18 protein-coding genes are annotated in these 23452 nt (G+C 66.8%); 15 read left to right on the top strand and 3 right to left on the bottom strand.

Annotated elements, in window-relative coordinates; all coding sequences use genetic code 11:
* Positions 1 to 42: 42 nt before the first annotated feature.
* The gene (locus LC490_RS14040) at positions 43 to 798 is read right to left on the bottom strand and encodes a capsule biosynthesis GfcC family protein (RefSeq protein WP_161786132.1); all 756 of its coding nucleotides are present in this window, start codon (positions 796 to 798) and stop codon (positions 43 to 45) included.
* A gap of 199 nt (positions 799 to 997) precedes the next feature.
* Positions 998 to 2104, bottom strand: a complete 1107-nt coding sequence (locus tag LC490_RS14035; protein WP_031372790.1) for a polysaccharide biosynthesis/export family protein — start codon at positions 2102 to 2104, stop codon at positions 998 to 1000.
* Positions 2105 to 3173: 1069 nt separating this feature from the next.
* On the opposite strand from LC490_RS14035, the gene LC490_RS14030 reads away from it, so the two are divergent.
* The 13 genes from LC490_RS14030 to LC490_RS13965 all read left to right on the top strand — a co-directional run bounded on the left by LC490_RS14030 (position 3174) and on the right by LC490_RS13965 (position 21103).
* Entirely contained in the window at positions 3174 to 3608 is a 435-nt protein-coding gene (locus LC490_RS14030) for a low molecular weight protein-tyrosine-phosphatase (protein WP_031372789.1), read from the top strand.
* A gap of 36 nt (positions 3609 to 3644) precedes the next feature.
* Positions 3645 to 5870: a polysaccharide biosynthesis tyrosine autokinase gene (locus LC490_RS14025; protein ID WP_223620552.1), complete on the top strand. Its 2226-nt coding sequence runs from the start codon at positions 3645 to 3647 to the stop codon at positions 5868 to 5870.
* A gap of 121 nt (positions 5871 to 5991) precedes the next feature.
* Positions 5992 to 6486, top strand: a complete 495-nt coding sequence (locus LC490_RS14020; RefSeq protein WP_223620551.1) for a hypothetical protein — start codon at positions 5992 to 5994, stop codon at positions 6484 to 6486.
* A gap of 474 nt (positions 6487 to 6960) precedes the next feature.
* Positions 6961 to 9222, top strand: coding sequence for a UDP-N-acetylglucosamine 2-epimerase (non-hydrolyzing) (gene wecB, locus LC490_RS24585; RefSeq protein WP_161786131.1), 2262 nt, complete (start codon positions 6961 to 6963; stop codon positions 9220 to 9222).
* Positions 9223 to 9394: 172 nt separating this feature from the next.
* Positions 9395 to 10651, top strand: coding sequence for a UDP-N-acetyl-D-mannosamine dehydrogenase (wecC, locus tag LC490_RS14005; RefSeq protein WP_031372786.1), 1257 nt, complete (start codon positions 9395 to 9397; stop codon positions 10649 to 10651).
* 37 nt (positions 10652 to 10688) lie between these two features.
* The gene (locus LC490_RS14000; protein WP_223620550.1) at positions 10689 to 11975 is read left to right on the top strand and encodes an oligosaccharide flippase family protein; all 1287 of its coding nucleotides are present in this window, start codon (positions 10689 to 10691) and stop codon (positions 11973 to 11975) included.
* Entirely contained in the window at positions 11972 to 12562 is a 591-nt protein-coding gene (locus LC490_RS13995; protein WP_051885147.1) for an acyltransferase, read from the top strand. The genes LC490_RS14000 and LC490_RS13995 overlap by 4 nt, the downstream gene beginning before the upstream one ends.
* A gap of 65 nt (positions 12563 to 12627) precedes the next feature.
* Positions 12628 to 13959, top strand: a complete 1332-nt coding sequence (locus tag LC490_RS13990; protein WP_031372783.1) for a hypothetical protein — start codon at positions 12628 to 12630, stop codon at positions 13957 to 13959.
* Positions 13956 to 15053, top strand: coding sequence for a hypothetical protein (locus LC490_RS13985; RefSeq protein ID WP_223620549.1), 1098 nt, complete (start codon positions 13956 to 13958; stop codon positions 15051 to 15053). The genes LC490_RS13990 and LC490_RS13985 overlap by 4 nt, the downstream gene beginning before the upstream one ends.
* 117 nt (positions 15054 to 15170) lie before the next feature.
* Positions 15171 to 17324: a bi-domain-containing oxidoreductase gene (locus tag LC490_RS13980; protein ID WP_223620548.1), complete on the top strand. Its 2154-nt coding sequence runs from the start codon at positions 15171 to 15173 to the stop codon at positions 17322 to 17324.
* A gap of 43 nt (positions 17325 to 17367) precedes the next feature.
* Positions 17368 to 19050 (top strand): alginate lyase family protein, encoded by a 1683-nt coding sequence (locus tag LC490_RS13975; protein WP_223620547.1) that lies wholly within the window; start codon positions 17368 to 17370, stop codon positions 19048 to 19050.
* Between the two features lie 6 nt (positions 19051 to 19056).
* Positions 19057 to 20310: a glycosyltransferase family 4 protein gene (locus LC490_RS13970; protein ID WP_223620546.1), complete on the top strand. Its 1254-nt coding sequence runs from the start codon at positions 19057 to 19059 to the stop codon at positions 20308 to 20310.
* A 10-nt stretch (positions 20311 to 20320) separates the two neighbouring features.
* A complete protein-coding gene (locus LC490_RS13965; RefSeq protein ID WP_223620545.1) occupies positions 20321 to 21103 on the top strand; it encodes a YdcF family protein in 783 nt (260 codons plus the stop codon).
* Positions 21104 to 21131: 28 nt separating this feature from the next.
* Here the strand turns inward: LC490_RS13965 and LC490_RS13960 are convergent, their stop codons facing one another.
* Entirely contained in the window at positions 21132 to 21821 is a 690-nt protein-coding gene (locus tag LC490_RS13960; protein ID WP_223620544.1) for a helix-turn-helix domain-containing protein, read from the bottom strand.
* A gap of 104 nt (positions 21822 to 21925) precedes the next feature.
* Here LC490_RS13960 and LC490_RS13955 point away from each other — a divergent pair, with 104 nt between their 5' ends.
* Entirely contained in the window at positions 21926 to 22270 is a 345-nt protein-coding gene (locus LC490_RS13955) for an NIPSNAP family protein (RefSeq protein WP_031372776.1), read from the top strand.
* Positions 22267 to 22614 (top strand): antibiotic biosynthesis monooxygenase, encoded by a 348-nt coding sequence (locus LC490_RS13950; protein ID WP_223620543.1) that lies wholly within the window; start codon positions 22267 to 22269, stop codon positions 22612 to 22614. The genes LC490_RS13955 and LC490_RS13950 overlap by 4 nt, the downstream gene beginning before the upstream one ends.
* Positions 22615 to 23452 lie beyond the last annotated feature (838 nt).

The following is a 23452-nucleotide window of genomic DNA, read 5'->3' as shown; positions in this document are numbered from 1 at the left end:
GCAGCGCGATCTGGCTGTGGCGCGGAGGCGGTCGGCCGGTATTCAGAACGGCCTCGCATCGGCCGCGGAGGCATGGGCCGCGACCGCTTCGGCTTGCGGCGCTGCACCGCCCGCCTCGGGCAAGGGTTGAGTGGCCAGGAACTCGGCGTATTCGCGATTGAGGTCGGGCGCGGTCCGCCGCACACGCCGGTCATCGATCGGTACGTAGATCGTCGTGCCCGGCGCCAGGCGCAGGGGCTCGCCGCGATTCCACAGGGCGATGCCGTACTCGCTCACCCGTCCGTCGGCTTGGACCAGATAGACCCAATCGCGGTCGGCCTCGGCCGTCGCCGGGCAATCGCCGAGATAGTCGCGGACGCCGCGCCAGCTCGCATACGGCAGTACGCAATCCTTGCCGACCGCGCCGACGATGCGAAGCGACTTCGGCAGTTCGGGATAATGCAGGCGGTCGCCCTCGGCGAGCGGTGCATTGTTCGCCCGCTCGCTTTCCAGCGCTTTCGGATCGAGCGAGACGATGCGACGTCCGGTCGCCGGCATCGCCCGCACGCCAGCGCTCATGCGTTCGGCGAGCGCCAGCAGGCCCTCGTCGTTGCGCGCGCTCGCCTCGGCGATCACTTGCGACAGATCGAACAGGACGCCGGTCTTGAAACGGCGCTGCGCTTCGACCAGGCCAGGACGCAGCCAGGCCGCGCCGGCCACATAGGCCTGCGGCCGCACCCGCGCCGCCAGCACCGCATCGCGCAGGCGCGCTTTACCCGCATACACCTGCTCGCCGGGATGCTCGACCGCACCGCTCACCGAGACCCGTGTCTGCGCGCCGGCCGAGGCGCCGCACAAGGCAAGCGATACGAACGCCGCCAGCGCGAATCGCGCAGCGGGCGCGCAGAGCAACGCACGGGCGAACGCAGGCGTCCGAAGGAATCGGCCGCCCACGAGCCCTGCATTGGTGCTGCGATTACCCATCCGCTCGATCGCCTTACTGCTCAAACCTGCCGGCTCAGCGCTCGAGCAGGTCCTGCGTGTTCGCGGAGTTGTTGAGGATGTTGGAGAACGGCAACAACTGGTTGACGAATCTGTTCCAACGCGTCACCCCGGCCGGCCCGACGAACACCACGTCGCCGGCCCGCACCGTGAACTGGCTGGCCAAGGCGTACGACGCCGGCGACTTGGCGCTGAGGTGATAGATCTTGGCCGGCTGCTTCTGCATGTCCTCGACGCCGCGGATGACATAGACCGCATCGCCCTTGGCGGTCAGCGGATTGAGGCCGCCGGTGCGCCCGAGCGCCTGCGACAGGGTCATGTCGCTGGTCTTGAAGTTGATCGCCATCGGCCGGATCACTTCGCCGACCACATAGACTTCCTTGCGGTCGTTGTACGGCAGATAGATATGGTCGCCGGCCCTCAGATAAATGTCGGGCGCGATCTGCTTGCCGCGGTTGAGCGCGTCGAGATCGATGCGGTAGTGCTGGCCGGCGCGCGTCAGCACCAGGCCGGACAGGTCCGCGCGCAAGGGGTCGATGGTGGCGCTGCCGATGGCCTGCGACAGGGTCAGCGGCGTGGCGGTGATCGACTGGCGCTCGGTCTTCACGAACGCGCCCTGTAAGGTCACGCGCTGGCTGCCGTAGTCGATGATGCTGACGTCGACCTGCGGGCTTTCGATCACCTGGGCGATCTTCGCGGTGATCAAGGTGCGCAGTTCGTCGATGGTCTTGCCTTGCGCCTGCAGGGAGCCGATATAGGGATAGAACAGCGTGCCGTCGGGCCCGACCATGCGGCCGTTGGCGGCGGTCTGTTGCTGGGTGCCGGCCGGCGAAGTCAGTTCGGGGTGGTCCCAGATGGTGATGTAGAGGGTGTCGCCGGCGCCGATGCGGTAAGGCTCGGGCTTGTAGCCCAACAACTCCGCCGGCACTTCCGCCACCGGCGCGTCGGCCTTGTCCATCGCCAGCAGCTTCGGCGTGATCGGCACGATCTCGACGTGGTCCTCGTCGAGGGACGCGTCGCTCACGAACTGCTTCGGGCTCATATGTTGGCCTGGGGCCAACATGCAGCCGTTGAGTCCGACGACGGCGGCGGCGATCGCCACCCAGCCAGAAAGCTTTCTCATATGCGATTCAGTCTCTCGATGTCGCGGGCGCGGACAGCGCGCCGGACGGGTTCGTACATCGGCCTGTCGATGGACGGCCGACTTCATGGATGTCGATGGGGAGGTCGTTGAGTCGGCCGGTGCCGACGTGGCCGCGTCAGAGAACCTTGCCGGTTCGATTAACGCGATGGCCGCCGGCACGCGCACCCGGTTCGGGCTGCAGCACTGCGGCGGACGAAGGGCCCGGGCGATCCGGCGCGGCCCAATGCGTTGCGGTAGGCGAAGCCGGGGGCGCGGTCGGGTGGAACGGCGCGGTGGCCTGCGGCAACAAGGGCGAGGTACTTCATGAGACGTGGGCTCCTAGCGGATACGATCGTTAGCAGTGCAGTCCCCTGTCCGAAGTATAGCGACAGCGCGCGGCGATTGGCCCCTCGCCGTTCACGCGCATTCGGGCAAACGGTACCTGATCACGTTTTTCGCGAGCGCGCGATACGGCGCGAAGCGGCCGCAACGCTCGCAGCAAGGCCTTGCGCGCCTTGCGCATACGCCATATCGCGCCGGCGATGTTCAGCGAAGGCTTAAGTTTCGCGTTGCGATACGTGACCGCATCGCCGATCCTCCATCGCCGATGCAATTCGCATTGCACACGTATGACATCGCCGACGAGCGGCTTCGACAGAAGCGGGCGTCGACCGGTTCATCGTCGACCATGGCGTATCGACGGCAACGCGATGCGGATAACGCAATGCGGTTAAATCCAAATCCGTCAAAATATTCCGTTAAAACACCGTATTGCCAAGGAATTCGTTTCGGGCGTACGCAATCGCCAAGTGACTCGCGTCACGTCTTTGAAGTCGCGAGCTTGCTTCGTGTTGACCCTGCAAGAATCAGCTCTTACATTCCGCACCGTCACTTTCGGCGCACTGCAACATGTTGCGTGCACCGAGTCGCCGACGGCACGGAGCCGGACGAAAGGCCCGAACCATGCACCCTCGGGCTCTGAGATTCTGCAGCCGCCGGCATCGCGCACGCGAGGTCGAAACTTTCCCGGGCCGTTCCGACGCCCCCTTCAAGGTGAGACCTACCGCACGTGTTCAACCGGGTTTTGATGGTCTGCATCGGCAACATCTGCCGAAGTCCGACCGCTGAAGTACTACTGCGGCACCGCCTGCAAGGCAAGAACATCGTCGTCGAGTCGGCGGGCCTGGCCGCGGTGGTCGGCCATCCGATCGACGCCACCGCGCAAGTCCTGCTCAACGAGCACGGCTTGAACGGCGAGTCGCACGTGGCGCGGCAGATCGATCGCGCCATGATCGATTCGGCCGACCTGATCCTGGCGATGGAGCGCAAACACCTCGACGCGGTGCTGCAGTTGGCGCCGCACGCACGTGGCAAGACCTACCTGCTGGGCAAATGGCAGGACGACACCGCGGTTCCGGACCCGTACCGGAAACCGCGCAGCGCTTTCGAACAGGCCTATCAGCTGATCAACTCAGGGGTGAGTAGCTGGGCGGCCCGTCTTTGACATAGCACGATCCACTCTTCAGCAGGTCTCACCCCAATGTCGAAAACATCCGCGGCTCCTGGTCCGTCTCAGGACGATAACGATGAGATCGATCTGGCCGCGCTACTCGGCACGCTTATCGACCACAAGTGGCTGATCGCCAGCGTCACCGCGGCCGGTTTCGCCCTCAGCGTCGCCTATGCCCTGCTCGCCGCGCCTGTGTACCAGGCCAACGCGATGATCCAGGTCGAATCCAATACCCCCACCCTGCCCGGCCTCAATGCGGTCTCGCAGGTGCTGACCGATTCGGCGCCGCAGGCGGTGACCGAGATCGCGCTGTTGACCTCGCGTGCGGTGGTCGGCAAGGCGGTGCAAGACCTCAAGCTCGACGTGCAGGTCGAACCCAGGCAGTTTCCGCTGATCGGCGGCGTGCTGTCGCGTGGTTTCAGCCCGTCGACGCCGGGCGAAGTCGCTTCGCCGTGGTTCGGCCTGAGCAGCTACGGCTGGGGCGGCGAGCGCCTCGACGTGTTCCAGTTCGACGTCTCCAAGGAACTGCTCGGCCTGCCGCTGACCTTGGTCGCCGACAACGCCGGCGCGTACCGCTTATACGACGAAGACGACACCCTGCTGCTGACCGGCAAGGTCGGCGAGCCCGCCGCGGGCGGCGGCGTCAAACTGCAGATCAAGGAGATGGCGGCCAACCCGGGCATGCGCTTCGACCTGGTCAAACTGCCGAGCCTGGCGATCATCACCGCCCTGCAAAAGAACCTGACCGCGACCGAGCGCGCCAAGGACTCCGGCATCATCCAGCTGAGCTATCTGCTCGGCGACCCGGGCCAGGCCGCCGCGACCCTGGACGCGATCACCCGCCAGTACACCCGCCAGAACGTCGAACGCAATTCCGCCGAAGCCGCCAACAGCCTGGAATTCGTCAAGGGCCAGTTGCCGAACGTGCGCCGCGACCTGGAGAAGGCCGAGCAGGCGCTCAACGCCTATCAGTCGCAAGCGCATACCGTCGACATCACCGTCGAGACCAAGTCCTACCTCGACCAGATCGTCGCCCTCGACAACAGCATCTCGCAATTGAAGATGCAGCAGGCCGAAGTCAGCCGCCGCTATACCCCCAAGCACCCGGCCTACCGGGCGCTGCTGGAACAGCTCGGCGAGATCGAAGCGCGCAAGAAGGAACTCAGCGACCGCATCGGCGGCCTGCCCGAGACCCAGCAGGAACTGCTGCGCCTGACCCGCGACATGCAGGTCAGCACCCAGACCTACACCAACCTGCTCAACCAGGCCCAGCAGCTCGACATCGCACGCGCCGGCACGGTCGGCAACGCTCGCGTCATCGACCCCTCGGTGGTCGACGTCAACGAGCCGGTCAAGCCCAAGCGCCTACAGTTGGTGCTGATCGGCACCTTCCTCGGCGCGTTCGCGGCGATCGGTTGGGTGCTGGTGCGGCAAATGCTCAACCGCGGCGTCGAGGAGGCCAAGGAAATCGAACAACTGGGCCTGCCGGTCTACGCCTCGATTCCGATGAGCCAGTACCAACGCGACCACGAAAGCCTGGGCAAGCAGCTGCGCAGCAACGGCAAGCGCCACGACAAGCCGCACCTGTTGTCGCTGGATGCGCCCAACGACCTGGCGATCGAGGCCATGCGCAGCCTGCGCACCGGCCTGCACTTCGCCATGATGGAGGCCAAGAACAACATCCTGATGATCTGCGGCTCGGGCCCGAGCGCCGGCAAGACCTTCGTCTCGACCAACCTGGCCACCGTCATCAGCCAGGGCGGCCAGCGCGTGCTGCTGATCGACGCCGACCTGCGCCGCGGCACCCTGCATCGGGTCATGGGCCACACCAACCAGAACGGTTTGTCCGATCTGCTGGTCGGCCGCGTCGACATCGCCGACGCGACGCGTCATTCGACCATCCCCGGCCTGGACTTCATTCCGCGGGGACAGGTGCCGCCGAATCCGTCCGAGCTGTTGATGCACCCGAACTTCGCCACGCTGTTGAACACGGTGTCGCAACGCTACGACCTGGTGGTCATCGACACCCCGCCGATCCTGGCGGTGACCGACGCGGCGATCATCGGCCGCTACGCCGGCACCAGCCTGCTGGTCGCGCGTTTCGGCTTCAACTCCGCCAAGGAACTGGCGCTCGCCAAGCAGCGCTTCGAGCAGAACGGTATCGAGCTCAGGGGCGCCATTCTCAATGCGGTCGAGAAGCGCCATGACAGTACCTACGCCTACGGTTACGAATACCAACCGATCGCCGAACGCTGATCCGCACATCGCTGCGCCGGCAGGACCCGCGCGCAGCGAACGCCGTCGATGCGCCGCTCCGCGCTCGCTGCGATCGGGTGCTGCGAATGCCGTCGGTTCTGCCGATGCGGTCGCAGGCGCGATGCGAACCGGATCGAGAGCGAAACTCGATCGGCGTACATATGCACGACGCGCTTTCGCTTATGCAAAAGCGCTATTTGGAACCGCCGACGGCTGCGGCACAGTCGCAGGGTCGGCGCGGTTTGATGCAAGGCGAACGTTTCCGCTCATTCGCCGCAGCGATGACATTGCAGCGTCATGCAAGCAGAGCAGCCTGTCGGCGCTGCGGTATCGCCGCAAGGAGCGCACGCGGACAGCCGACCGACTGCAGCGATGGAACATACAGCGGGCGGCACCGGCGATCGCGAAACCCAGTTGCCGGATCCGCAAAAAAGCCGCTTTTTTCGAGGAAAACGACGATACGCAAGGCGACGGCAACGCATGGACACTTCTTGGCCATTGGATGTTTTTACGCAGCGCTAACCAATGCGTAATCGAACGTCGCAGTTCGCATGCGAAGCGCAACCCAGAACAGAATCACGCTCGCTCACTCGCCGCGAATGCGAACGACAAATGAACGAAACATGAGATTCGTTCGCGACGGGACGACGTCACCGTGAAAGCCCTTACGGATTCACAGTATTTCCTGAACTCGAGATGGCAACCTAGGCGCACGTATGCAGCTCACCGTGTAGTACACAGGCAAGCAGTCGCGCACGAGCACGCATGCAAACGGACGCTGCCGCAGGCAGACGATCCCAGCGACATGCGATGCACAGCGCATCTGCACCCACGGCCGCCGGACATGTCGATCAGTCATTCCACTTTTGTTTTTGAAAACCATTATTCGAATCGACCGGCATCGACCGGCCGACGCACCGCGAACAACCGCAAGAACAACTAGAAACGCCAAAGGGACGATCACCGTGGGGGGCGGCGATTGTCGGCCAGGTCAACGAAGACTACCCCCGGACTCATCGTCATGCTGGATGAAAAATTTGCGATAGCGTGCGCCCTCGCGCTATTCGTCACCTGTGTCGCGATGTACGCGATGCATCCTCTGGCCGAGCACATAGGCCTGGTCGACCGGCCCAATGCGCGCAAGCGGCATCAGGGGCATATCCCGGTCATCGGCGGCCTGTGTTTCTTCGCCGGCCTGCTCGCCGGCGCGGTCTACCTCGGCCTCGCCGACCGCTATGCGCTCTCGCTGCTCGGCAGCGCCGCGTTGATCGTGGTGGTCGGCGCGATCGACGACGCCAAGGACCTCAGCGTGCGCTCGCGCCTGTTCGTGCAGGTGCTGGCGACCGGCCTGATGATCACCGGCAGCGGCCTCTACCTCAACGACGTCGGCAACGTCTTCGGCACCGGCCCGATCCGCCTCGGTCTGCTCGGCATTCCGCTGACCGTGATCGGCGTGGTCGGCCTGATCAATGCCTTCAACATGCTCGACGGCATCGACGGCCTGGCCGGCAGCCTGGCCCTGGTCAGCATCGCCGCGATCCTGCTGTTCGATCGCGCCGGCCTGCTCTCGCAAGGCGCCCTGCCCTTGTTGCCGGTGCTGTTCGCGGCCTTGATTCCTTACCTGTTCGTCAACCTCGGCGGCTGGCGCGGGCGCAAGATCTTCATGGGCGACGCCGGCAGCATGCTGCTGGGCTACGTGCTCGCATGGAGCCTGATCTACATGAACCAGCGCGGCACGCCGCGCATCCACGCCGCCGCCGTGCTGTGGTGCGTGGCCCTGCCGGTGATCGACACCTTGGCGGTGATGTACCGCCGCGTGCGCCAGGGGCGTTCGCCGTTCAAGCCCGACCGCCAGCACCTGCACTACATGCTGCTCGATTCCGGCCGCTCGCCGCGCGCGACTCTGCTGATTTTGATCGCCGCTGCCTGCGTCCTGACCGCGCTGGGTTACTCGCTGCGCGGTGCGGGGCTCGGCCTGAACCTGTTGCTGTTCTTCGGCCTGCTCGGCGGTTACACCACCGCGACCACCCACGGCTGGAAGCCGCAGCCGGCTTCGGCCTGGCAGCCCGAGGGCGAGACCGCAACCGCTCCCGCGCTCGCCGAAGCCGCGACCCTGAGCTTCGGCCGCAACGAGTTGTTCGGCGACGACGCCGCGACCCTGCCGGCGATGGCCTCGACCGCGGCGATGCCGCAGTCGGCCTACCGCATCAAGACCTTGTGCGTGTTCGGTACGCGTCCGGAAGCGATCAAGATGGCGCCGCTGGCTTTGCTGCTCGCCGGCGACCCTCGCTTCGAGGCGCGCGTGTGCGTGACCGGCCAGCACCGGCAGATGCTCGACCAGGTGCTGACCCTGTTCGACATTCAACCCGATTACGACCTGGCGATCATGAAGCCGGGCCAGGACCTGACCGACGTCACCACCGCGATCCTGACCGGCATGAAGCGTGTGCTGTCGGAGCTCAAGCCCGACGTGGTGCTGGTGCACGGCGACACCTCGACCACCATGGCCACCACCCTGGCGGCGTATTACCAGCAGATTCCGGTTGCCCATGTCGAAGCCGGCCTGCGCACCGGCAATCTGTACTCGCCGTGGCCGGAAGAAGCCAACCGCAAGCTCACCGGCGCCCTCGCCGCGATCCATTTCGCGCCGACCGAGTCGTCGAGCGACAACCTGCGCGCCGAAGGCATTCCGACCGACCGCATCGAGATCACCGGCAACACCGTGATCGACGCGCTCAAGCAAGTGGTGCAGCGCATCGAGCGTACGCCGGCGTTGCGCGCCGAGTTGTCCGCGCAGTTCGCTTTCCTGCGCCCGGAACGCCGCGTGGTGCTGGTCACCGGCCATCGCCGCGAAAGCTTCGGCGGCGGTTTCGAGCGCATCTGCCACGCCCTGCGCGACATCGCCCTGCGCCATCCGGACGTCGACATCGTCTATCCGGTGCATCTCAACCCGCAGGTGCGCGAGCCGGTCAACCGCCTGCTCAGCGACATGCCGCAGATCCACCTGATCGAGCCGCTGGACTACCTGCCGTTCGTGTATCTGATGAACGCGGCCCACATCATCCTGACCGACTCCGGCGGCATCCAGGAAGAAGCGCCCTCGCTCGGCAAGCCGGTGCTGGTCATGCGCGACACCACCGAGCGTCCGGAAGCGGTCGGCGCGGGCACGGTCAAGCTGGTCGGCACCGACCGCAAGGCGATCGCCGACGGCATCACCGCCTTGCTCGACGATCCCGCCGCGTATCAGGCCATGAGCATCGCCCATAACCCCTACGGCGACGGCAAGGCCTGCCAGCGCATCGTCGAAGCCCTGGCCGGCCTCAAGACCACGGCCTCGCAATTGGCGGCCTGACGTCCGCATCCACAGGCGCCGCGGGCTTGCGCCTGCGCGCCGCATGCGCACCGGAGGCGGCCCGTCCGCCTCCGCCGTGCATTGGTACTTTCCCGTTCGTACGGCCCCTTTTCGCAACGTCTCTTAATCGAGCAGCAACGCCCTCCCCCGCGGGCATTCAACGGAGTCTTTCATGAGTTTCGAAACCGTCTCGGTCATCGGCCTTGGCTACATCGGATTGCCCACCGCCGCCGCGTTCGCCGCAGCGCGTAAAAAGGTGATCGGCATCGACATCAACCGCCATGCCGTCGATACCATCAACCGGGGCGAAATCCACATCGTCGAACCGGAACTCGACGTCGCCGTGCGCGCGGCGGTCACCGGCGGCTTCCTGCGCGCCTCGACCCAGCCCGAACCCGCCGACGCCTTCCTGATCGCCGTGCCGACGCCGTTCAAGGGCGACCACGAGCCCGACCTGGCCTACATCGAAGCCGCCGGCAAAGCCTTGGCGCCGGTGCTCAAGAAGGGCGACCTGGTGGTGCTGGAATCGACCTCGCCGGTCGGCGCCACCGAGCGCCTGGCCGACTGGCTCGCCGCGGCGCGCCCGGACCTGAGCTTCCCGCAGCAGGCCGGCGAACAGGCCGACGTCAACGTCGCCTACTGCCCCGAGCGCGTGTTGCCGGGCCACGTCATGCGCGAGCTGATCGAGAACGACCGCGTCATCGGCGGCATGACTCCGCGTTGTTCGGAACGCGCCTGCGAGCTCTACAAGAGCTTCGTGCGCGGCGAATGCGTGGTCACCAACGCCCGTACCGCGGAGATGTGCAAGCTCACCGAGAACGCCTTCCGCGACGTCAACATCGCCTTCGCCAACGAGCTATCGATCATCTGCGACAAGCTCGGCATCAACGTCTGGGACCTGGTGCGCCTGGCCAACCGCCATCCGCGCGTCAACATCCTGCAGCCGGGCCCCGGCGTCGGCGGCCACTGCATCGCGGTCGACCCGTGGTTCATCGTCGACAGCGCACCGGAAGAAGCGCGCCTGATCCGCACCGCGCGCGAGGTCAACAACGGCAAGCCGGCCTGGGTCATGAACAAGGTCGAGGAAGCGATCGAGCAGGCGCAGGCCGACGGCAAGCAGGGCAAGGACCTGACCATCGCCGTGTTCGGCCTGGCCTTCAAACCCGACATCGACGACCTGCGCGAAAGCCCGGCGCTCGACATCGCAATCGAACTGGCCAACCGCCACCCGGGCCGCGTGCTCGCGGTCGAGCCGCACATCTCGGTGCTGCCGGACAAGCTCAACTCGCCGAACGTGATCCTGGTGGACCTGCCGACCGCGAGCGCGCAGGCCGACATCGCGGTGTTGCTGGTCGATCACAAACCCTTCAAGGAGCTGTCGATGCCGGCGCACCTGAAGATCATCGACACCAAGGGCATCTGGACCTGAGCGCCGCAAGGCGCTCGACCCGGACACGACCACGATGATGCGGCGACTGATCACCACGGCCAGCCTGTCGGCGTTGAGCGCCATGGCCTCGCGTGGCGCGGTGTTCGCCGGCATCTTGTTCACCGCGCATTCGCTGGGCCCCACCGCGTTCGGTCAGTTCACCCTGATCCAGACCACCGCGCTGTTGTTCACCACCTTCTGCGCGTTGAGCCTGGGGCAGATGGCGACCAAGATCGTCGCCGAGGCCGCGGCCACCGATCCGCGCCGCATCGCCACGGCGCTGACCGTGTCCTACGGTTCGGCGCTGTTCGCCTCGCTGCTGTTCGCGGCTTTGTTGCTCGCCCTGTCGTACCCGCTGGCAGTCAAGGTCGGCGGATCGAACGATCTGGTCGCGGTGTACGCCGCCTCGGCGCTGTTGGTGCTGACCGGCTTCCTCACCGCGATCCAGAACGGCGTCGCCCTGGCCTTGCACAAGGTCAAGGAACAGGCGCTGGCCAATCTGCTCAGCGCGCCGCTGGTGTTCCTGGCGATCGTGCTGGCCGCGTTGCGCCGCGACATCGCCTGGGCGATCTACGGTTACATCGCCGCGCAGATCGTGATCGTGCTCGGCCAGGAACATGCGCTGCGCCGCTATCGCCGCGAGCAGGGCCACCGTCTGTCGCTGCGCGCCACCGAACGCGGCGACTGGACCGTGCTGTGGAAGCTCGGCCTGCCCTCGTCGGTGTCGGGCCTGCTGACCATGCCGAGCATCTGGCTGTCGATGGTGATGCTGTCGAGCAGCGTCGGCGGCGCCACCAGCCTCGGCAATTTCTCGCTCGGCAACCAGGCGCGTTCGATCCTGATGTTCGGCATGGGCGTGGTCGCCAACGCCACTCTGCCGTTGCTGGCGGCGGCGCTGGCGCGCGGCGACAAGCACGAGGCCAACACCGCCTTGCGCCACTCGATCCTGCTGCTGGTCACGGTCACCGCCGTGGTCGCCGGCCTGGTCGCGGTGGCCGCGCCGCCCTTGATCCATCGCTTCGCCCCGGCCTACGCCGGCGCGATCGTGCCGCTGCAGTGGCTGTTGCTGTCGACCGTGGCGATGGCGCCGACCACCATCCTGATGCGCAAGGCCACCGCCGACGGCCGGCCCGGCGTGCTGTTCGCCGGCAATGCGGTGTTCTCGGCCGCCCTGCTCGGCGCCAGCGTGCTGGCCCTGCGCCTGCACGGCGGCGCCACCGGCCTGGCGATCGCCTACGTCGTCGCCACCACCGCCCAGTTGTTGACCTTCGCATTGTGCAATCGCGGCGAGTTCCGCAAAGCGCTGCCTGGAAGCCCCCAATGAACGTATCGCGCCTGCTCAAGAAATCCGTCGTGCTGTCGGTCATCCGCATCGGCTGGTTCATCAAGCCCGGCCTGGTGACGCGCTTGTTCACCTGGTTCCTGCGCTCGGAAGGCGCGCACATCGAGGGCATGCCGAACTATCTGTCGGCCAAGATCTGGTTCGACGGCACCGACTATTCGCTGATCACCCTCGGCGAGGGCTGCACCATCTCCAGCAACGTGCGCATCCTGACCCACGACGCGGCGATCAACACCGTGGCCAAGGAGCTCGGCATCCGCTTCGACAAACCCGAGATACGCATCAAGCCGGTGCGCATCGGCCGTTTCAGCTTCATCGGCACCGGCTCGATCATCATGCCGGGCGCCGACATCGGCGCCGGCTGCATCGTCGCCGCCGGCAGCGTGGTGCGCGGCAAGATCGCCCCGCTCAGCATCGTCATGGGCAGCCCGGCCCAGGTGGTCGGCTCGGTCACCGACTACCTCGCCAAGACCCACCCGCATCTGTTGCCGAGCGCGGTGCGCGAGACCGCCCATCCGCACCCCGAACCCGAACCGAGCTCGTGGCGCAACCGCGGCAACGCGCACTGAGCCCGGTCCCTTCTTTCAGCCCCTTCCCTCCACCGCAGCACTGACGGATCAATCACGGCGTCGTCTTGGCGATTCTCTATTTCATCTTCTTCACGAGCCTGACCCTGGTGACGTTCCTGCGCGTCGGCGGGCGGATGGACCGTATGTTCGTCAAGCCGATCTACGCCTTCCTGCTCGGCATGGCCTTCATCTACGGCTTCATGCCGTGGGTGAAGGAACTGCGCGGCATCCAGTCCTACCCGTTCTACTACTCGACCGACGCCAAGGCCATGGCGCTGATGCTGTCGGTGATGTTCTGCATCTCCGGCATCGGCGGTTACCTGGCAATGGGCGGGTTCTCGACGCCGTCGCTGCCCAAGGTACGCAGCCTGACCGCGCGCGAACGCCGCCGCGTGCTGGTGTTGGTCGGCATTCCGGCGATGGCGGCGGTGCTGTACCTGGCGCGCACCATCGCCAGCCACGACCTCGCCGACTACATGCGCGACCGCATCGTGATCCGGCGCGGCCTCGGCCCGGCGGTGGTGCTGGCCTTCGCCGCGATCTGCTACGGCGCGATCCTGGTCACCAATTATCTGGCCGAAAAGAAAGAGCGCGGCCGCAGCCCGGCGCTGTGGCGGCTGATCGCGATCTCGGCCACGGTGCTGGTGATCGCCGTAGCGTTCGTGGCGATGGGCAACCGCAACTTCGTCTTCAGCCTGATCGCGATCATCTTGTTCGCCTCGCTGTCGATGTTCCCCGGGCGCTTGCGCAAGGCACTGATGCTGTTGCCGGTGATGCTGGCGCTGGCGCTGGGCTTCTCGGCCTGGGCCAAGATCCGCACCACCCTCGACAGCGCCGGCCCCTCGGCGCTGAGCGGCCAAGACCCGACCGAGCTGCTCGTATACGGTTTGAACGGCGCCTTCGGCAACAGCGAAAACCTGATCTGGCTGGCCCAGCACGATTACGCCTGGCATCCGCTGTGGGGCGAGACCCTGTTCGCCGCCGCGGTCAATCCGGTGCCGCGCGCGATCTGGCCCGACAAGCCCTTCGGCGGCGGCCCGGCGTTCCGCAACATGATCTATCCCGGCAGCTACACCCTCGACGGCGAAAAGCTGACCTCCTACACCACCGGCCTGCCGACCGAGGGCTACATGAACTTCGGCATGCTCGGCCTGATCCTGTTCGGCGCGGCCAACGGCATCTGCCTGGCCTTGATACGCAACGCGTATTCGCGGATGCGCACGGTCACCCCGGTCGGGGTGGTGATCTACAGCTTCTCGATCTTCATGTTCTCGATTGGATTTCTGTATATGGAACTGCTCGGCGGCTGGAGCCGTTATTTCATCACCGTGTTGCTGCTGTTCGTGGTGAGTTACCTCGGTAACCGGCCGATCCGCTCCAGGCTGGTGACGGCATGAACGCGATCATTCTCGGCCAGGGCAACCCCTACCTGAAGAATCCGTATCTGAGCAAGCTGTCGAAGGTGCTCGAAAGCGCGTCGATCCCCTACGAGTTCTGGATCTGGAGCCGCGACAAGCAGGCCACCGAACTGCCGCGGGTGAAGGTGCTGCTGAGCTTCGGCTCCTGGGGCGGCGGCGCGGTCAACGCCCTCGGCTACGCCCTGTGGGTGGCCTGGCTGACCTTGCGGGTGTTCGTGCAGCCGCGCGCCGGCATCTATTTCTGCTCGCGGCTGGACGCTGCGCTGCCCTGCGCCCTGGTCGCTTCGGTGCGCCGCTGCCAATACGTCTTCCTCGACCGCGACAAGCTGTCCAAGAGCTACGCCTGGCCGAAGCCGGTCAAGCGGATCATCGAATGGGTCGAGGGCTTCGTCGGCCGCCGCGCTTCCCTGCACGTGCTGCCGGGCGCCTCGCGCGCGGTCGACGGCGACGCCGCCAACATCCGCATCGTCCGCAACACCCCGCACACCGACGTGATCGAGCGCGCACGCAGCCTCGCCGCCGAGCTGCCGCCGAAGAGCGGCCGCCTGCGCGTGCTGATCAGCGGCCTGATCTCGCCCGAACGCGGCGCGACCATGATGCGCGAAGCGGTCGAGCAGACCGCCGGCCGCATCGAGTTCGTCGCCGCCGGACGCCTGCTCGGCGACGACGCCAAGCGCCTGGCCGAACTGCTCGGGCCGCATTACCGCGGCATCGTCAGCAACGAGGACGCGCTGGCGCTGTTGCTGAGCGCCGACGTGGTGCTGGCCTTCTACGACCCCTCGCTGGAGATCAACCGCCTGGCCGAGCCGAACAAGTGGTTCGATTGCGCCGCGCTGGAGATTCCGTTCTTCACCAACCCCGGCCTGAGCACCTCGCAGCCGTTCGAAGACGCGCAGGCCTGTTTCCTGTGCGACTACGGCGACAGCCGCCAGCTCAGCGAACAGCTGCTGCGCATCGCCGAGGCGCCGGCCCTGCTCGAACAGCGCCGCGCCGGCCTGCGCACCCTGCGCTACGAAGCCTGGGACACGGCGATGGCGCGGGTGATCGCCGAATGCGCGAGCCTGCAGCCATGAGTCTTCCGCGTGAAACCCCGCTGATCTGCCTGCGTCACTGAGCCGGCCTACCGATCGGCCGCGCGGCTCCCTCCAGCCGGCGCGGCATCCCCCCTCTCGATACGTACTGGAATCACCATGCAACAGGTCCTGCAAAACCTGCGCGACGGCAGCACCGAAATCGCCGACGTGCCCGCCCCCGCCCTGCGCCGCGGCCATCTGCTGATCCGCACCCACGTCACCCTGGTGTCGGCCGGCACCGAGCGCATGCTGGTCGAGTTCGGCAAGGCCAACATGCTGCAGAAGGCGCGCCAGCAACCCGACAAGGTGCGCATGGTGCTGGAGAAGATCCGCACCGACGGCCTGGCCACCACCGTCGACGCGGTGCGCAGCAAGCTCGACCAGCCGCTGGCCCTGGGCTATTGCAACGTCGGCACGGTGATCGGCGTCGGTGCCGGCGTGACCGGTTTCGAAATCGGCGACCGCATCGCCTCCAACGGCAAGCACGCCGAAGTGGTGGCGGTGCCGTCCAACCTGTGCGTCAAGATTCCCGACGGCGTCGGCGACGAAGCCGCGGCCTTCACCGTGCTCGGCGCGATCGCCCTGCAAGGTATCCGCCTGGTCCAGCCGAGCCTCGGCGAAGCGGTGGTGGTGACCGGCCTGGGCCTGATCGGCCTGATCACCGTGCAACTTCTGCGCGCCCACGGCTGCCGCGTGCTCGGCATCGACTTCGACAGCTCCAAGCTCGCCATCGCGCGCAGCTACGGCGCCGAGACGGTCGACCTGTCCAAGGGCGAAGACCCGCTGGCCGCGGCGCAGGCATTCTCGCGCGGACGCGGCGTCGACGCGGTGCTGATCACCGCCTCGACCAAGAGCAACGAACCGGTCTCGCAGGCCGCGCACATGTGCCGCAAGCGCGGCCGCATCGTCCTGGTCGGGGTCACCGGCCTGGAACTGTCGCGCGCGGATTTCTACGAGAAGGAACTGTCGTTCCAGGTGTCGTGCTCGTACGGCCCGGGCCGCTACGATCCGTCCTACGAGGAACGCGGCAACGACTATCCGGTCGCCTTCGTGCGCTGGACCGAACAACGCAACTTCGAGGCCGTGCTCGACATGATGGCCAGCCGCGCGATCGACGCGCCGCCGCTGATCAGCCATCGCTACTCGATCGCCGAGGCCGAACAGGCCTATGCCCTGCTCGGCGGCCACGAGCCCTCGCTCGGCATCGTCCTCGACTACGGGCGCGACAAGGCGATTCCGGAGACCCTGGTGCGCCGCACCGTGCCGCTGTCGGTCAAGACCCCGGCCGCGACCTCCGATACCGACAAGGGCGGCGACGCGATCGCCTTCATCGGCGCCGGCAACTACGCCGGCCGCGTGCTGATCCCGGCTTTCGCCAAGGCCGGCGCCGAACTGCACACAGTGGTGTCCAGCGGCGGCGTCAGCAGCGTCCACTTCGGCAAGAAGTTCGGTTTCCGCAACGCCAGCACCGACACCGACGCGACCCTGCGCGAGAACGGCGTGGGCTCGGTGGTGATCGCGACCCAGCACGGCAGCCATGCCGAGCTGACCCTGAAGGCGCTGCGCCACGGCAAGCACGTATTCGTCGAAAAACCGCTGTGCCTGACCCTGGACGAGTTGCAGGCGATCGAAAAGGCCTACGCCGAGCATTCGATCTACGGCCGCCCGCCCGTGCTGATGGTCGGCTTCAACCGCCGCTTCGCCCCGCAGGTGCAGAAGATGCGCACGCTGCTGGCCGGCGTGCGCGAGCCCAAGTCGTTCGTGATGACGGTCAACGCCGGCGCGATCCCGGCCGACCACTGGACCCAGGACAGCCAGCTCGGCGGCGGCCGCCTGATCGGCGAGGCCTGCCATTTCGTCGACCTGCTGCGCTTCCTCGCCGACTCGCCGATCGTCGGCCACCAGCTCACCGCGGTCGGCAACGTCCCCGGCGCCGGCATCCGCAGCGACCGGGTCAGCTTCACCCTGAGCTTCGCCGACGGCTCGTTCGGCACCGTGCATTACCTCGCCAACGGCGACAAGAGCTTCCCCAAGGAACGTCTGGAGGTGTTCACTGCCGGCCGCGTGCTGCAGTTGGACAACTTCCGTCGCCTGCGCGGCTACGGCTGGCCGGGCTTCAAGAAGATGAACCTGTGGCGCCAGGACAAGGGCCAGGCGCAGTGCGCCGCCGCCTTCATCCAGGCGGTCAAGGGCCAGGCCGCAGCGCCGATCCCCGCCGAAGACGTGTTCGAGGTGGCGCGCGTCACCATCGAACTGGACGCCTCGGTCTGAACGCCATGCGTCGCCTCGTCGCCTCTCCGAGCGGAATACGGTCGTGACCTCGTCATCGCGAGTGCCGCGCCTGTGGCACACGGTGCGCCATCTGCGCGCCGTGCAGATCTACGGCCGCGCCTGGCATCGCCTGCACCGCCCGCGCATCGACGATTCGCCGGCGCCGCCGCCGGCGGTCGTGCGCGATCGCTGGCGCGGTTGCGCACGCGCGGCCTCGATGCTGAGCGCGCAGCGCTTCCGTTTCCTCAACGACGAACACGAGATCGCCGGCGACGATTGGAACAGCACCGCCCTGCCGAAGCTGTGGTTGTACAACCTGCATTACTTCGACGATCTCAACGCCGACGACGCGGCTGCGCGGCTGGCCTGGCATCGCGACCTGATCCGGCAGTGGATCGCGGCCAATCCGCCGGCCGCCGGCAACGGCTGGGAGCCGTATTGCCTGTCGCTGCGCATCGTCAACTGGGTCAAATGGTGCTGCGCCGGCGACACCGTCACCGACCCGGCGCTGCGCCGCAGCGTGCTCAACAGCCTGGCGACGCAGGCGCGTTATCTGCGCGGTCGCCTGGAACGGCATTTGCTCGGCAACCATCTGTGGGCCAACTACAAGGCGCTGCTGTTCGCCGGCGCCTTCTTCGACGGCGCCGAAGCCGAACGCTGGCGCAGCGTCGGCCTGCGCGGTCTGCGCGCCGAGATCGACGAGCAGATCCTCGCCGACGGCGGGCATTTCGAACGCAGCCCGATGTACCACGCGATCCTGCTCGAGGACTTGCTCGACCTGGTGCAGTTGGCGACCTTGTTCCCGGGCGCCTTCCCCGAACGCGACATCGAGCTGTGGCGCCAGCGTGCGAGCCGCATGCTCGGCTGGCTGGCGGTGATGACTCATCCCGACGGCGGCATCGCCTTCTTCAACGACGCCGCCCACGGCATCGCCCCGACCCTGGCGCAGTTGCAAGCCTATGCGCGCTTGCTCGGCGTGGCGGTGCCGGCGGCCTGCGACGATGCGCTGCAGGTGCTGCCGGTGTCGGGCTATGTACGGCTGCAATGCGGACCCGCGGTGCTGATCGCCGACGTCGGCGAAATCGGCCCGGCCTATCTGCCCGGCCATGCCCACGCCGACACCCTCAGCTTCGAGCTCTCGCTCGGCGGCCGCCGGGTGTTGGCCAACGCCGGCACCTCGCGCTACGACATCGGCGCCGAGCGCCTGTGGCAGCGCGGCACCGCCTCGCATAACACGGTCGAAATCGACGATGCCGATTCCTCCGAGGTCTGGAGCAGTTTCCGCGTCGCTCGCCGCGCCCATCCGCTTGCGGTCGAACACGGCCGCAACGACGAGGGGCTGTGGCTCAGCGCCGCCCACGACGGCTACCGGCGCCTCAAGGGCCGGCCGCTGCATCGCCGGCGCTGGATACTGCAAGCCGGCTCGCTGCGCGTCGAGGACCGCATCGAAGGCGAGTTCGAGCGCGCCGTCGCCCGCTTCCGCTTGATGCCCGACGTCCGCCTGGACGGCCCGCAGCTGCGCCTGGACGAATCGCGCCTGGGCGAATCGCGCCTGGACGAATCCGGCGCGGTGCGCTGGCAGGTCGAACCGGCGAACGCAACGACCGCCGCGGCCCGCAGCACCTATCACGCAGGCTTCGGCCTGAGCGAAGCCTGCGATGTCCTCGAAATCGCGCTGCCCCCCGAGGCCGGCGCGCTGACCACCACGTTCCATTGGGATTGCTGAGTTCTCATGCGCATTCTGTTTCTGTCGGACAATTTCCCGCCCGAAGGCAATGCGCCGGCCACGCGCACCTACGAGCACGCGGTGCGCTGGGTGCGCGCGGGGCACGAGGTGACGGTGATCACCTGCGCGCCGAATTTCCCCGAGGGCAAGCTGTTCGACGGCTACCGCAATGCCTGGCGCAGCGTCGAGACCGTCGACGGCATCCGCGTGGTCCGGGTCAAGACCTACATCACCGCCAACGAGGGCTTCGTCAAGCGCACCCTCGACTATCTGAGCTTCATGGCCGCCTCGGTCGTCGCCGGCCTGTTCGAGCCGCGCCACGACGTGGTGGTGGCGACCTCGCCGCAGTTCTTCTGCGCGCTCGGCGGCTGGGCGTTGGCGCGCTTGCGCCGGCGGCCGTTCGTGTTCGAGCTGCGCGATCTGTGGCCGGCCTCGATCACCGCGGTCGGCGCGATGAAGCGCAGCGCCGCGGTGCGCGCGCTCGAACGCCTGGAGATGTTCCTGTACCGCAGCGCCGACGCGATCGTGCCGGTCACCCACACCTTCCGCGAAGAACTCATCCAGCGCGGTATCGCCGCCGACAAGATCCACGTCGTGCTCAACGGCGTCGACCTGCAACGCTACGCCCCGGCCGCGCGCGACGAGACCCTGAGCCGCCAGTACGACCTGGACGGCCGCTTCGTGGTCGGCTACCTCGGCACCCACGGCATGGCCCATGGCCTGGAGAAGGTCGTCGACGCCGCCGAGCGGCTGCAGCACGATCCGCGCATCGCCTTCTTCTTCGCCGGCAGCGGCGCCGAGCGTGCGCGCGTCGAGCGCCTGGTCGCCGAGCGCGGGCTGAGCAACGTGCGCATGATCCCGCGCCAGCCGAAGGAGATGATGCCGAAGCTGTGGAGCCTGTGCGACATCTCGCTGATCCCGCTACGCAACAACCCGGTGTTCTCCGGGGTGATCCCGTCCAAGCTGTTCGAAGGCATGGGCATGGGCATCCCCGCGCTGATGTCGCTGCCGCGCGGCGAAGCCACCCGCATCGTCGAAACCACCGACTGCGGCGTGTGCGTGCCGCCGGAAGACGCCGAGGCGATGGCCGCGGCGATCCTGGCGTTGGTCGAAGACCCCGGCCGTATGCGCCGCCTGCGCGATTCCAGCCTGGCCGCGGCGCCCTCGTATTCGCGCGACCGCCAGGCCGCGTTGATGACCGACGCCCTGGCGCGACTGCTCGACGACGACACCGTCGACCTGGCGCGGGTGGCGAAGTAAGCCTGCGGCCATGACCGGCATCGGCCGATGGTTGGCGTGGCCGCTGGAACCGCTGCACTTGTCGTGCTGCCTGCTGGTGCTGGCGTTGCTGGCCTTCGCCTTGCGCAGGCGCCGTGGCGCGCTGGCCTTAATCGGGATCAGTCTGGCTTGGTCGTTGCTGTGGTCGCTGCCGGCGGCCTCCAACGCGCTGCGCAATAGCCTGGCGCTGCGCTATCCCCCGCAATCCGCACAGGGGCTGCCGACGGTCGATGCGATCGTCGTGCTCGGCGGCGGTATCGGCAGCGTCGCCTGGTTCGAACAGGGCGATCCCAACGATCCGCGTCTTGCCGGCAACCGCGTCGCCCTGGGGGCGCGCGCCTGGCACGACGGCCGCGCGCCATGGGTCTTGCTCAGCGGCGGCCCGACTTCGCGCACACACGGCGTCAGCGAAGCGCGCGAGATGGCCGCGGCGATGCACGCGCTCGGCGTACCCGAGCGTGCCCTGGTGCTGGACGAGCGCAGCCGCAGCACCGGCGACAACGCTCGCAACAGCGCGCAGTGGGCACGCACGCACGGATGGCGCAGGGTCGCTCTGGTGACCTCGTCCCTGCACATGAGCCGCGCGCGGGCGCTGTTCGAGCGACAGGGCCTGCAGGTGCTGCCGCTGGCTTCGGCGGAGAAAGATTTCGAGCCGGTGCCGAAGCACGGCGCGGCGTCGCCGTGGTGGCCGACCCGCCGTGCCCTGCGCCGCAGCGGCGAGGCGTTCAAAGAGTACGCCGGCCTGCTCGCGGCCAAGCTCGGCGTCGGCGGCTGAGCCGGGCTGGGTTGAGCCGGGTTGCGCGCTAGGGCGCAGGCTCTTCCACGAATGCAGCCAGACCGCGTTGCCCTCGCGCGGTCACGTTCAAGGCGCGCGAGTATTGGATGCGGCGCAGCCAGCCCTGGGCGATGAAACGATCCAGCAAGGCCGCGCCAAGCACGCCGGCCAGATGATGGCGGCGTTCGCTCCAGTCCAGGCAGGCTCGGCACAGCGGCCGACGGGTGCGCGGCAAGGCCTCCAGCGCGATCCCGGCTTCGGCGACGAAACCCCGGCCGCGCTCGGTGAGCTGCAGGTCGTCGTCGCCCAGATGCAGAAAACCGCGGCGCACGAAGCTGTCGTGCACGCGCACGCCCCACTCGCCGGCGAGGTGGTCGTAGCAGACCCGCGCCTTGCGCAGCGCCAGGTCGCTCGGCCCGACGCTGACCGGCGCATCCGAGATGCGGTACGCCACCCGCATCAGATCTTCGAGCAACCGCACCACATCGTCGTCGGCGATACGGAAGTAACGATGGCGGCCCTGCTTCTCGACGCTGAGCAGGCGCGCTTCGGTCAGCGCCGACAAATGCGCGCTGGCGGTCGGGCGGGCCACGCCGGCGGCCTCGGCCAGTTCGGTCGCGGTGAGGGCGCGACCGGCCATGAGCGCGGTCAGGATGTCGACGCGGGCGCGGTCGCCGATCAGCGCGGCGACCCGGTTGAGGTTGGCGGAAATGTCCATGCGGCGATCCTGCATCACGCCCGGCGGGAATACTTCGATACTGAGCGAAGCATCGCCCCGGCGGCAATCGCTATGGTGCCGGCCACCTCTCCCGGAGCCCAACGATGCGCATCGCCTGCATGATCCGTTACCGGATCGACCCCTTCCAGCTCGACGCCTTCCGCCGCTACGCCGAAGCCTGGGGCCGCATCATCCCGCGTTGCGGCGGCGACCTGGTCGGCTACTTCCTGCCGCACGAAGGCAGCAACGACATCGCCTGGGGACTGATCGCCTTCGACAGCCTGGCCGACTACGAGACCTACCGCGCCCGCCTCAAGACCGATGCCGAAGGCCGCGACAACTTCGCCTTCGCCCGCGAACACCGCTTCATCCTGCGCGAGGAACGCAGCTGGACCGAAATCGTCGATGGCGCGTTCCGTATGCCTGCAACCATGGGCGTGCCGGCATGATCGCGGTGATCTTCGAAGCGCAGCCGCATCCGCAGGCCCGCCCGGATTACCTCGACGCGGCCGAACGCTTGCGGCCCTTTCTCGCCCAGATCGATGGTTTCGTTTCGATCGAGCGTTTCGAGAGTTTGAGCCAACCCGGCAAGCTGTTGTCGCTGTCGTACTGGCGCGACGAGGATGCAGTGAGGCATTGGCGCAATCTCGAAATGCACAGGCAGATCCAAAAGGCGGGCCGGGACTCGATCTTCGCCGGCTATCGGCTGCGCGTGGCGGAGGTTGTGCGCGATTACGGCCTGTATGATCGCGCGCAGGCGCCCGAGGACTCGCGCATCCGGCACGACGAGTAATCGCGACAAACGCTTTAGCTTTAGCTTTAGCCGTTGCCGTTGCCGTTGCCGTTGCCGAGGTCTTGATCTGCTTTGCCGCTTTACCGGTCAAGTGGAGACCCGGAGGGCGGCGCACAGGACGTGCGCCCAGCCTTTAAAAAGGAATGACTCGATAGGACAAGGATGTCCTATCGAAAAATCCCGGCGCTGGCATCGCACTCGTGGCCTGTGCCCTTGCAAGGAAAGCCCTTTTCTTTGGTTACCTTTGACCGAAGGGAGTCCAGACGGACTTTTGGGCTTAGCAAAAGAAAGTAGCCCGGCCGCGTCAGCGGACGGAAGCTCTGCACTTGCTTGAAGGGAACGTCGGAGGCCGGCAGGATGTGGTCGCGGCTTGCGCCGCTCCTACTCTTGAAGCGGCGACCGTTACGCCTCAACCTCGTGACGCCCCCGGCTGGAATCCAGGGTAGGAGCGGCGCAAGCCGCGACCGCGCTGTAGCGGATTCGCGGCGTTTCGCTCAAGCAAGATCCAGATCCAGATCCAGATCCAGATCCAGATCCAGATCAAACGCTAAAAGCTTCCGCCACTAAAGCGGCGGGTTACTTTCTTTTGTCATAAGCAACAAAAGAAAGGTAACCAAAGAAAAATGCTTTTCTTTGAATCACAGGCCCGCACGAGCGATGCCGACGCAGGAATTTTTCATACGGGACATCCATGTCCCGATGAAAAACGGCCCGCATCCCTGCGGGCCGCCCTCCGGGTCTTCTTCTGCCTTCGCGAGTACGGGGCGACGCACAGCAACGACAACAGCAACAGCAACAGCAACAGCAAAATCTTTACGGCAACGGCAACGGCAAGGGC

This window comes from Lysobacter sp. ESA13C (genome assembly GCF_019970005.1).
Classification (GTDB): Bacteria; Pseudomonadota; Gammaproteobacteria; order Xanthomonadales; family Xanthomonadaceae; genus Lysobacter; species Lysobacter antibioticus_B.
Note: the sequence above shows the minus strand (reverse complement) of the source record. Positions and strands in the feature narration are given on the sequence as shown.

What these genes read in the sequence shown, in the direction of transcription:
- LC490_RS14035 (WP_031372790.1), bottom strand. Translation starts at nt 2,104, where the DNA reads ATGAGAAAGCTTTCTGGCTGGGTGGCGATCGCCGCCGCCGTCGTCGGA.
- LC490_RS14025 (WP_223620552.1), top strand. Translation starts at nt 3,645, where the DNA reads ATGTCGAAAACATCCGCGGCTCCTGGTCCGTCTCAGGACGATAACGAT.
- LC490_RS14020 (WP_223620551.1), top strand. Translation starts at nt 5,992, where the DNA reads ATGCGAACCGGATCGAGAGCGAAACTCGATCGGCGTACATATGCACGA.
- wecB (WP_161786131.1), top strand. Translation starts at nt 6,961, where the DNA reads ATGCATCCTCTGGCCGAGCACATAGGCCTGGTCGACCGGCCCAATGCG.
- wecC (WP_031372786.1), top strand. Translation starts at nt 9,395, where the DNA reads ATGAGTTTCGAAACCGTCTCGGTCATCGGCCTTGGCTACATCGGATTG.
- LC490_RS14000 (WP_223620550.1), top strand. Translation starts at nt 10,689, where the DNA reads ATGCGGCGACTGATCACCACGGCCAGCCTGTCGGCGTTGAGCGCCATG.
- LC490_RS13995 (WP_051885147.1), top strand. Translation starts at nt 11,972, where the DNA reads ATGAACGTATCGCGCCTGCTCAAGAAATCCGTCGTGCTGTCGGTCATC.
- LC490_RS13985 (WP_223620549.1), top strand. Translation starts at nt 13,956, where the DNA reads ATGAACGCGATCATTCTCGGCCAGGGCAACCCCTACCTGAAGAATCCG.
- LC490_RS13980 (WP_223620548.1), top strand. Translation starts at nt 15,171, where the DNA reads ATGCAACAGGTCCTGCAAAACCTGCGCGACGGCAGCACCGAAATCGCC.
- LC490_RS13970 (WP_223620546.1), top strand. Translation starts at nt 19,057, where the DNA reads ATGCGCATTCTGTTTCTGTCGGACAATTTCCCGCCCGAAGGCAATGCG.
- LC490_RS13965 (WP_223620545.1), top strand. Translation starts at nt 20,321, where the DNA reads ATGACCGGCATCGGCCGATGGTTGGCGTGGCCGCTGGAACCGCTGCAC.
- LC490_RS13960 (WP_223620544.1), bottom strand. Translation starts at nt 21,821, where the DNA reads ATGGACATTTCCGCCAACCTCAACCGGGTCGCCGCGCTGATCGGCGAC.
- LC490_RS13955 (WP_031372776.1), top strand. Translation starts at nt 21,926, where the DNA reads ATGCGCATCGCCTGCATGATCCGTTACCGGATCGACCCCTTCCAGCTC.
- LC490_RS13950 (WP_223620543.1), top strand. Translation starts at nt 22,267, where the DNA reads ATGATCGCGGTGATCTTCGAAGCGCAGCCGCATCCGCAGGCCCGCCCG.